Source organism: Devosia oryziradicis (assembly GCF_016698645.1).
GTDB classification, from domain to species: Bacteria; Pseudomonadota; Alphaproteobacteria; order Rhizobiales; family Devosiaceae; genus Devosia; species Devosia oryziradicis.
In genome coordinates this window covers 360642-369574 of record NZ_CP068047.1, presented here as the reverse complement: position 1 = coordinate 369574, position 8933 = coordinate 360642, and the positions used below count along the sequence as shown (strand labels likewise).

General features: G+C 65.0%; 12 protein-coding genes. 7 read left to right on the top strand and 5 right to left on the bottom strand.

Annotated elements, in window-relative coordinates; translation table 11 throughout:
- Positions 1–51: 51 nt before the first annotated feature.
- From JI749_RS01790 to JI749_RS01775, 4 genes are all read right to left on the bottom strand, one after another.
- Complete coding sequence (locus tag JI749_RS01790; RefSeq protein WP_201657991.1) at positions 52–633, bottom strand: NAD(P)H-dependent oxidoreductase; 582 nt, start codon at positions 631–633, stop codon at positions 52–54.
- A 73-nt stretch (positions 634–706) separates the two neighbouring features.
- Positions 707–1606, bottom strand: coding sequence for a hypothetical protein (locus JI749_RS01785; protein ID WP_201657987.1), 900 nt, complete (start codon positions 1604–1606; stop codon positions 707–709).
- Complete coding sequence (locus tag JI749_RS01780) at positions 1603–2517, bottom strand: ABC transporter ATP-binding protein (RefSeq protein ID WP_201657983.1); 915 nt, start codon at positions 2515–2517, stop codon at positions 1603–1605. The genes JI749_RS01785 and JI749_RS01780 overlap by 4 nt, the downstream gene beginning before the upstream one ends.
- On the bottom strand, positions 2510–2884 hold the full coding sequence (locus JI749_RS01775; RefSeq protein WP_201657980.1) for a GntR family transcriptional regulator: 375 nt from the start codon (positions 2882–2884) through the stop codon (positions 2510–2512). The genes JI749_RS01780 and JI749_RS01775 overlap by 8 nt, the downstream gene beginning before the upstream one ends.
- A gap of 125 nt (positions 2885–3009) precedes the next feature.
- On the opposite strand from JI749_RS01775, the gene JI749_RS01770 reads away from it, so the two are divergent.
- The 3 genes from JI749_RS01770 (at position 3010) to JI749_RS01760 (ending at position 5028) form a co-directional block, all read left to right on the top strand.
- Positions 3010–3378 (top strand): hypothetical protein, encoded by a 369-nt coding sequence (locus JI749_RS01770; RefSeq protein ID WP_201657977.1) that lies wholly within the window; start codon positions 3010–3012, stop codon positions 3376–3378.
- A 69-nt stretch (positions 3379–3447) separates the two neighbouring features.
- Entirely contained in the window at positions 3448–4206 is a 759-nt protein-coding gene (locus tag JI749_RS01765) for a copper homeostasis protein CutC (protein WP_201657974.1), read from the top strand.
- A gap of 39 nt (positions 4207–4245) precedes the next feature.
- Positions 4246–5028 (top strand): siderophore ferric iron reductase, encoded by a 783-nt coding sequence (locus tag JI749_RS01760; protein ID WP_201657971.1) that lies wholly within the window; start codon positions 4246–4248, stop codon positions 5026–5028.
- Here the strand turns inward: JI749_RS01760 and JI749_RS01755 are convergent.
- Positions 5025–5603: an SH3 domain-containing protein gene (locus JI749_RS01755; RefSeq protein WP_201657968.1), complete on the bottom strand. Its 579-nt coding sequence runs from the start codon at positions 5601–5603 to the stop codon at positions 5025–5027. The two genes, JI749_RS01760 and JI749_RS01755, sit on opposite strands and share 4 nt — an antisense overlap.
- 104 nt (positions 5604–5707) lie before the next feature.
- Here JI749_RS01755 and JI749_RS01750 point away from each other — a divergent pair, with 104 nt between their 5' ends.
- The 4 genes from JI749_RS01750 to truB all read left to right on the top strand — a co-directional run bounded on the left by JI749_RS01750 (position 5708) and on the right by truB (position 8832).
- Positions 5708–6724, top strand: coding sequence for a 2-hydroxyacid dehydrogenase (locus JI749_RS01750; RefSeq protein WP_201657965.1), 1017 nt, complete (start codon positions 5708–5710; stop codon positions 6722–6724).
- Positions 6725–6828: 104 nt separating this feature from the next.
- Complete coding sequence (locus JI749_RS01745; RefSeq protein ID WP_201657963.1) at positions 6829–7494, top strand: hypothetical protein; 666 nt, start codon at positions 6829–6831, stop codon at positions 7492–7494.
- A gap of 31 nt (positions 7495–7525) precedes the next feature.
- On the top strand, positions 7526–7933 hold the full coding sequence (rbfA, locus tag JI749_RS01740) for a 30S ribosome-binding factor RbfA (RefSeq protein ID WP_201657960.1): 408 nt from the start codon (positions 7526–7528) through the stop codon (positions 7931–7933).
- Positions 7930–8832 (top strand): tRNA pseudouridine(55) synthase TruB, encoded by a 903-nt coding sequence (gene truB, locus JI749_RS01735; RefSeq protein WP_201657957.1) that lies wholly within the window; start codon positions 7930–7932, stop codon positions 8830–8832. Before rbfA ends, truB begins: the two co-directional genes overlap by 4 nt.
- Positions 8833–8933 lie beyond the last annotated feature (101 nt).

Below are 8933 nucleotides of genomic sequence, written 5' to 3'. Positions count from 1 at the left end.
CGGGGCGAAGGTGGCGTTGTCCAGAGGCGTGCATATGGACGCATCAACAGCTCAGAGCTGCCCGATCGCCTTGCGCATCCGCCCCACAAAGCGCTCAACCTGCCGCTTGTCCGCCGTTTCCGCCGCAGGGAACGACAGCATGTCGAACCGCGCCTGGGGCGCGCAGGCAAAGACCAGCCCCAGCTTGAGCACGCGCTTGACCGGCTGACGCATCACGATCCGGTCGATCCACCAAGGCGACCCCAGCGTCGTGACCACGAGGCACGACTTGAGCCCGGTCAGCAACGGCCTGATCGGCGTGCCATGCTCGAAGGCGAATTTGGGCGCCCAGACCCGATCGAACCATCCCTTGAGGATCGCCGGCATGGAAAACCACCAGGTGGGAAAGACCAGCACCAGCGTATCGGCATTGGCCAGCCGCTGTTGCAAGGCGACGATTTCGGGGCCGGGCTCGGGCGTCGCGTAATGCAGGCGGCGCTCGGCGGCGGTCAGCGCCGGCTGGAAGTCCTCGGCATAGAGGTCGAGCACGTCGACCCTGGCGCCGCGGGCGCGGAGCGCGTCGATGGCTTCACGCGCCAGGTGGGCGCAGAGGCTGTCACCCAGGGGATGGGCAAGAACGACAAGGGCCTGCATGGATGCTCCGACAACAAGAAACCGCCGCATCCGGGGATGCGGCGGCGACAGTGGCCTGGAGGTCAGCCAAAGGTCAATTGTCGTTGCTGCGCCGGCGATATTCGCTGGCCAGGTAGATCACCGCCACGGCGAATACTGCGCCAATGCCAACCTGCGTCCAATCGAGGAGGGCGATCAGGTCGGACGCATAGGCAAGCCCGGCCGATACATCCACGGTCATCGGGTTGCCCTGCATCCAGTGGTCGACCATCCGCGATTCAGGAACGGTCATGCGGTAGGTCAGATAATTCCATGTGCGGGTGGCAAAGGGATGTGTGCCGCCCAGCGTCACCCATTCCAGCGTCGACGCCAAGGCCGGGAGCAGGAGAGCGCCGGGGATCGCCCAGCGACCGACCACAGTGGCCATGGCGCCAACCAGGGCCATGAAGGGCAGGTACCACAGCAGGGACGCCGCCAGTTGCACCAGTTCGATCAGTGCCACGTTCCAGAACACCTGCCAGAGGCCGGCAAAGCCAAAGCCCATCGGAAGGCCGCTGAACAGCATGGTGATCTGTGCCGTACCCAGCATGAGCGCCATGCTCAAAAGCACCACCGCAAAAACTGCGCCTGGAAGAATGGTGACCGCAGCCACCAGCTTGGCGAGCAGGATGCGGAAATCGCTGACCGGCATCGACTTCCAGAACAGCAGGGCATTGTTGCGCTTGTCGGCGGCGAACCCGTCGGCGCAGTAGAAGAACAGGGTCGCCAGCAGGTAGAGACCCCAGGCGACGCCGAGGAAGAGCGAGCCGAAAAACGGGATCGCGATGGTCGACACATTCAGCATGTCGCCCGAAAACCGGGTGTCGATGCGGCCGACGGTAAAAGCCAGTATCGTGACCCCAAGAATGATCCCCACCAGCAGCAGCGGCCCGATCAGAAAGGCCCCGCGATGCTCGATGAGCTCACGGTGGACCAGGGCGATGAAAGCCTTCATCGAGCGCTCTCCGGGTTGGCGGTCGGCCGCTGCATCAAGGCCACGAACAGGTCGCTGAGCGTAGGTGTTGACAGCCGGCCATAGGGTTCGAGCAGTGCGCGATCGACGCCATCGAAGATCATCACGGTCTGGCCGAAGCGGGTTTCCTCATAGACCGGGTTGTGCTGGCGCGCAGCGGCCTGCTGCTCGGGATCGTTGACGACAAGCTGGGTGAACTTGTCGTTCACGGTCTCCATCTGCATATGCAGGATCAGCTCGCCGTCGCGGATGAACATGATGTCGGAGAGCATGAACTCTATCTCGTCCACCTGGTGGGTGGTGATGAGCAGGGTGCGCTCCTCGGTCATGTAGTCTTCCAGCAGCCGCCGGTAGAAGCGCTTGCGATAGGTAATGTCGAGCCCAAGCGTGGGCTCGTCGAGCACCAGGAGCTTGGCATCGATCGCCATCACCACGGCCAGGTGCAACTGGGCGATCATGCCCTTGCTCAGGTGCTTGATCTTCATCTCGGGCTTGATGTCGGTGCCTTCGAGGAAGCTGCGCGCCTTGTCCTGACTGAAATTGGGATGGATGTTGGACAGCAGCGCAAACAGCTCCCGCACCCGCAGGAACCGCGGCAGGCTGGCCACGTCGGAAATGAAGGCGACGTTGTTCATCAGCTTGGCGCGCTTGGCGAAGGGGTCTTCTCCCAGCACCCGAATGGTGCCTTCGCAATTGGTCAGGCCCAGCATGGCGTTGAGCGTCGTCGTCTTGCCGGCGCCGTTATGGCCGATCAGGCCATAGATGCGGCCGGGCGGAATATCGAAGTCGAGCCCGTGCAGGATTTCCTTGCGGCCGAATGTCTTGCGCAGTCCGCGCGCCGAGACGATCGGCTCGACGGTTTCGGGCCCGGTGGCGAGGGAAAGCTCATTCATGGTTTTGCCCCTTGGCATCGGTTGATGTGTCCAGAAGTGTCTTGAGATCGAGATCGAGCGCCCTGATCTGGGTGGCGATGCGCGGCCAGTCTTCCCGCAGAAACTTCTCCCGCTCATGCGCGAGCAATTGGGCGCGCGCCCCGGCTTTGACGAACATCCCAAGTCCCCTTCGTTTTTCCACCACGCCCACATCGACCAGCGCTTCGAATGCCTTGGTGACCGTCAGTGGATTGACCGACAGATCCGCCGCGATGGTGCGGACCGAGGGCAGTGCATCGCCCTCGCCCACAGCGCCGCGCAGGATCATTTCGGTCAGCCGCTGCCGGATCTGGACGAAGATCGGCTGGCTTGTGTGAAAGTCATCCATGTGTTGTGCCTATCTAGTGTGCTAGATATGTAGCACACTAAGACGACGAGTCAACACCCTTCGTAGCATTACGGATAGCGACCGCCTGGGCGGGTGGCTAACCTACCGGGAATGGGGGGATTTTCATGAGCAAGACGATGGTTGCCAGCGCCGCGCTGGCCCTGATGCTGGCTGGCTGCGCCACGCCGCCCAAGGACATTGCGCCGGCCTATGTTTCGACGGGTCTCTACGAGAACCTTTCCTGCGGACAGTTGCGTGCCGAGGCGGAAAGTGTTTCGGCCCGCGCATCGGCTGCCTTCGGGCGGCAGGACCAGAATCGCGGTCGCGATGCGGCCATGACAACGGTGTCGTTGGTGCTGTTCTGGCCCGCCGCCTTCTTCCTCAAGGGTGACGGCGCCGACGCGGCAGAAGTGGCACGGCTCAAGGGCGAGATGCAGGCCATCGAGCAGGTAAACCGGGTCAAGAACTGCGGGATCAGCTTCGCCGCCACCTAGGCGCAGTGCCGGGGCTTGCCGCCTGCGCGCATTCGCACTATCCAATTGAATACCAATTGGAGACCACTGATGGCCAGTCACCCGTTCAAGATCGAAATCTGCGTCGAAGGCATCGACGGCCTGGTGGCGGCGCAGACGGCGGGGGCGGACCGGGTCGAACTCTGCGCCAGCCTGCTCGAGGGCGGGTTGACCCCGAGCCTTGGTGTCGTGCGCGAGGCGTTGCGGGTGGCGACCATTCCCTTCCATGTCATTATCCGGCCGCGCGGTGGGGACTTCCTCTATTCCGAGCTCGAATTCGCCACCATGCTCGACGACGTCAAGGCCATGCGCGAACTGGGCGTGGCTGGCGTCGTCATCGGCTGCCTGACCGCGGATGGCCGCATCGACGAGGCCAGGACCAAGGCGCTCGTCGACGCCGCCCGGCCACTCAAGGTCACCTGCCACCGCGCCTTCGACATGACGGCCGACTACCGCGAAGCTCTGGAGGCCCTCGTGCGTTGCGGCGTCGACCGGGTGCTGACCAGCGGCCAGCGCGACACCGCCATCGAGGGCATCGATATTCTGAGGGACACGCAGGCCCGCGCCGATGGCCGCATCGTCATCATGGCCTGCGGCGCCCTCGACGCCAACAATATCGCCCGGGTACGGCAGGCTACAGGTGTCGACGAAATGCACTTCGCAGCCCTCCACACGGTCAAATCGGCCATGTACTTCCGCAATCCCCATGTCGGCATGGGCGGCACCGCCATCGAGCGCGAATACGAGATCACCCTGACCGACGTGGATGCGGTGCGCGCCACGATTGCCGCGGCCAAGGCGGCGGCCTGAGGCTTTTCTCGTGGCAGTGGGGGCGCTAGAAGGGCGGCCATGGCTCGCTCCTTCCTTTTTGCCCAAGATACCGGCGACGCCGCCACGACGCGGTTGATCGCGACGGCGGCGCAACTCACCGGCTTCATGAAGGGCGAACCCGGCCCGACGCGTCCGGGCTGGTATCAACCCGGCGCCGACAATTCCGCCATGCTGGCCGAGCTGCATGCCGCCCTGGCTGCCACCTATCCCCAGGCCGGACCGGCCTTCCACGCGGTCCGCCTCTGGACCAACCTGATCTGGCAACCCGCCTACCTGGCCGTGATCGCCGCCCACATCCATGGGGCGATGCCGGATTTGTCCGGCCTCGCCCAGCAGCGGCGCGGCGTCTATGTCGATGGCTATCGCCTGCTGCCGGGCGCGCAGGCCCAAGGAACCGTCGAGCAATTGATCGACAATGCGGCGGGGCAATTGACCGCCATGGCCGCGACCATGCTGGATGAAGTCAACAGGCAGGCCAGGCTCCGGCCCCTTCCGGCGCGGCGCCTGCTGGCCGACCGGATGCTCAGCCTGATGCTCTGGCTCGGCCAGCGCCGGCGCGACCTGTCGACCGAGACGATCGAGACCTATGCGGCCCGCTGGCTCGAGGGTCTGGGCCTGAGCGGGCAGGGCACGCTGGAGCCGGTCAAGGCCGGCGGCCATCGCCTGCTGATCGTCAGGCGCAAGGGCTGTTGCCTCGACTATCGCATCGACCCCGGCCGCTACTGCGCTACCTGTCCCAAGCAGGATGATGCGGTGCGCGTCGCGCGCCAGACGGCCAATGCCCTGGCGGAACTGGGCTAGTCGAACACTTCGTCCGGATAGACACCCCAGAGCTCTTCCTGGTGCAGGTATCCCGTATAGGTGCTGCCGCGCTGTGCCGCGTCCTGCCCGGCGGCGCTGACCTGGCACCACGCACCATCGCATTCGGTAATGGTGACCTTGAGCCCCGGTCCCAGCCGGGCGCGCACACCGGCTTCGTCCGATTTGCCGGCCCGCAGGGCGATTTCGCCATTGGCGATCAGCGGCGTCACATAGCCGGCGCGGGTGCCGGCTAGCAGGTTCTGGTGGATCCATCCCTCTGTGCCATCCACATCGCGAATCTTGCGCCAGGTATCGAATTCCTGGACGATCTCCACCGGAATGCCCGATTTGAGGTAGGTCCAGGCAATGTCGTATTTCTGGCCCGGGCCGACGCGGACATTGATCGGTTCGGATCGCGTCGTGGCAAAGCGCGGCAGGGGCAAGCCGCTCGGATTGGCCGACTGTGCGGAGGCCGCCGGCGCCAGCAGGGCGAGCGCCAGCATGATCCAGGGCAGGCGGCGGCAAAGGGCGATGAACATGCGGCCGAGGGCGCCGCGCAGGGTCTCGTCAAACATGACTTTGCGTAACAAATGAATTGCCCTATCACTAGCCAATGATCCTTAATGGGCACTGAAGGGTGGGTTTTCCACACCCCGTAGCGCCCCCGCCTGCGGAACATATGACCAGCCAGAAACCCAATATTCTCGTGACGCGGCGCCTGCCCGAGACCATCGAGGCGCGCATGGCGACGCTGTTCGAGACTCACGTCAACGAAGGCGATGTCATGTTGACCTCGGACGACATCATCGCCGGGCTCGAGGGCCAGGATGTGCTGGTCTCGTCCATCACCGACCGCATCGATGCCGACCTTATCGCCCGCCTGCCCAAGAGCGTGCGGCTGATCGCCCAGTTCGGCAATGGCGTCGACAATATCGACATCGAGGCCGCCTGGGCCGCTGGCCTGACCGTGACCAACACGCCATCGGTGCTCACCGAGGACACGGCCGACATGGCCATGGTGCTGATGCTGGCTCTGCCCCGCCGACTTGTCGAGGGCACTCAGATGCTGGTGCGCGACGGGGTCTGGGCCGGCTGGTCGCCCACCTCAATGCTCGGCCATCGGCTGCGTGGCAAGGCGCTGGGCATTGTCGGCATGGGTCGCATCGGCACGGCCGTCGCCCAGCGCGCCAAGGCCTTCGGCCTCAACATCCACTATTTCTCGCGCAATCGCCGCCCGCCGGGCCTCGAAAATCCGCTCGAGGCCACCTATTGGCACGATCTCGACGCCATGGTGGAAGCCGTCGATATCGTCTCCTTGCACACGCCTCACACCCGCGAAACCTTCCATATCCTTTCCGCCGAGCGGCTCGCGCGGATGCGGCCGGGGAGTTTCGTGGTCAATGTGTCCAGGCCCGAACTGGTCGACGAAGCGGCTCTGATCGCGGCCATCGAAAGCGGACACCTGAGCGGCGCAGCACTCGATGTGTTTGAAAACAAACGTGGAATCGACCCGCGCCTGCTGGCCTTGGCCGAAGCCAATAAGGTGGTGCTGACCGCCCACATGGCCTCGGCAACGCTGGAGGCCCGCATCGAGATGGGCGAGACCGTCATCGTCAATATCCGGGCCTTCATGGATGGCCACCAGCCGCCTCACCGGGTGCTGCCCGAAGGTGGCCGCGGCGGGCTGCGCAGCTGAGCGCGTTTACCGCAATCGATATAATTTGACTTGCCCAGCCTCCGCCTCCCCCATAAGGCTCGACGGCATAGGCAAGACATGGGGCTGAGGAGACCCAAGCAAACATGACTTTTGCTCGCAGCATGCTGGCAGTTTTCCTGCTTCTTGCCGGCCCGGCCCCGGCCTTTGCCCAGGTGGTCACCGAGGCCCCTCTCGTCGAGGAAGGCAATGCCCTGGTCCTGACCTCGGTCGGGCACAAGTTCACCCTGCCGCTGCCCGACTGGCTGACCCCGGCTGAGCGCCTCTCTGGCAATGTCCAGCCGCTGGTCGAAACCAGCTTCCGCTCCGACCCCACCCAGGCCCTGCTCGAAATCTATCCCAAGGGTGAGACACCCGAGCAGTGGACCACGCTCTATGGCGCGCGCATAACGCTCGAAGCCAGCCGGCCGCTGACCGACTATCGCAGCGCGGTGATGTATGGCTACAGCCAGACCTGCAATCCCAAGCTCAGCGGCTTCTTCCAGTTCGGTGAGGACAATGGCGACGACCTGGCCGCGCTCGGCTATGTCTGCGGTGCCTATCTGGATCGCCTGGAGGGCTACCAGGGCCAGGGCGAGGTCATGGTCATGGCCTTTTCCAAGACCGAAAAGGGCGTTGCCATCGCCTACCAGGAATGGCGCGGGCCCCTGTTCGACCCGTCCAATCCGGAAACCTGGCCTGTCAGCACCGATGTGCTCAAGGCGCGGGCGGAGCAGCTGCAGGCCGAAGCCAGCCTGGCCCTCGCCGATTGACGGCGGCGCGGGGAAGGCCTAATCCCGCCCAATGAGCAAAGACAACAGACCAACCGGCCCAAGCCAGCGCATGCTGCGCGTCGGCGAACTGGTGCGCCACGCGCTGGCCGCCATGTTCGCCCGGGGCGAGATCGAGGACGACGCCCTGCGCGGCGCGGTCATTACCGTGCCCGAAGTGCGCATGACCCCCGACCTCAAGATCGCCAATGCCTACATCATGCCGCTGGGCGGCATGCATGCCGAGGAGATCGTGGCGGCCCTCAACCGGCACCGCAAGTTCGTGCGCGGCCGTGTGGCGCCGCAGATCAACATGAAGTTTGCGCCCGAAGTGCGCTTCTATGTCGACGACACGTTCGAGGAGGCCAGCCGCATCGACAGCCTGCTGCGCTCCGACAAGGTGCAGCGCGACCTGAGCGACGAAGACGGCGAGACCGAGTGAGCCACCCCAAGCGGACCAAGCGCGCCATTTCCGGTTGGGTGGTGCTCGACAAGCCCTATGACATGACCTCTACCCAGGCGGTGGGCAAGGTGCGCTGGCTGTTTGGCGCCGCCAAGGCCGGCCATGCCGGCACGCTCGACCCGCTGGCCACCGGCATCCTGCCGATCGCGTTGGGCGAGGCCACCAAGGCCGTGCCCCAGGTGCAGGAAGGGACCAAGGTCTATCGCTTCGCCATCAAGTGGGGCAGCGCCACCACGACCGATGATGCCGAAGGCAGCGTCGTGGCGACATCCGATATCCGGCCCAGCCAGGCGGCGCTGGAAGCCGTGCTGCCGCAATTCACCGGCACCATCTGGCAGCGCCCGCCGATCTATTCGGCGCTCAAGGTCGATGGCGAACGCGCCTACGACCTGGCGCGGGCGGGCGAAGCGGTGGACCTTCCGCCGCGACAGATCGACGTCGATGCCATAGCGCTCATCGAGCATGGCAACGAAAAGTCGGTGCTCGAAGTCACCTGCGGCAAGGGCACCTATGTGCGCTCGCTGGCGCGCGATATCGCCGAAGCCCTCGATACGCGCGGCCATGTCGGCATGCTGCATCGCGCCGCGGTGGGGCCGTTCCACGACGCTGACGCCCTCACCATCGACCAGCTCGAGGCCCTGCCGCCCGAAGCGCGCGATGCGCTGCTCAAGCCGGTTGCGGCGGGCTTTGCCGACCTGCCCGAGATCCGCCTGGACCCGCAGCAGGCGACCGCCGTCCGCCATGGCAATCCAGTGCTGCTGACCGGCGCAGGCGCCCCGGTTTCGCTGGACGAATGCTGGGTGAGCTTCCGGGGCCAGGTCCTCGCCACCGGCTGGGTCGAATTCGGCCAGTTCAAGTGCCGCCGGGTGTTCAACTAGGCCGGGCCATCGCCGTCATCGCGCCCGCCATCCACCCCCTCCCAACCTCCCCCGTCAAGGGGAGGTGCCGATCTGTGGCTGGCCGCGATTGTGCCTCCGAG

Excerpts from the sequence above, each read along its gene's own strand:
- JI749_RS01790 (WP_201657991.1), bottom strand. The coding sequence starts at position 633 with ATGCAGGCCCTTGTCGTTCTTGCCCATCCCCTGGGTGACAGCCTCTGC.
- JI749_RS01785 (WP_201657987.1), bottom strand. The coding sequence starts at position 1,606 with ATGAAGGCTTTCATCGCCCTGGTCCACCGTGAGCTCATCGAGCATCGC.
- JI749_RS01780 (WP_201657983.1), bottom strand. The coding sequence starts at position 2,517 with ATGAATGAGCTTTCCCTCGCCACCGGGCCCGAAACCGTCGAGCCGATC.
- JI749_RS01775 (WP_201657980.1), bottom strand. The coding sequence starts at position 2,884 with ATGGATGACTTTCACACAAGCCAGCCGATCTTCGTCCAGATCCGGCAG.
- JI749_RS01770 (WP_201657977.1), top strand. The coding sequence starts at position 3,010 with ATGAGCAAGACGATGGTTGCCAGCGCCGCGCTGGCCCTGATGCTGGCT.
- JI749_RS01765 (WP_201657974.1), top strand. The coding sequence starts at position 3,448 with ATGGCCAGTCACCCGTTCAAGATCGAAATCTGCGTCGAAGGCATCGAC.
- JI749_RS01760 (WP_201657971.1), top strand. The coding sequence starts at position 4,246 with ATGGCTCGCTCCTTCCTTTTTGCCCAAGATACCGGCGACGCCGCCACG.
- JI749_RS01755 (WP_201657968.1), bottom strand. The coding sequence starts at position 5,603 with ATGTTTGACGAGACCCTGCGCGGCGCCCTCGGCCGCATGTTCATCGCC.
- JI749_RS01750 (WP_201657965.1), top strand. The coding sequence starts at position 5,708 with ATGACCAGCCAGAAACCCAATATTCTCGTGACGCGGCGCCTGCCCGAG.
- JI749_RS01745 (WP_201657963.1), top strand. The coding sequence starts at position 6,829 with ATGACTTTTGCTCGCAGCATGCTGGCAGTTTTCCTGCTTCTTGCCGGC.
- rbfA (WP_201657960.1), top strand. The coding sequence starts at position 7,526 with ATGAGCAAAGACAACAGACCAACCGGCCCAAGCCAGCGCATGCTGCGC.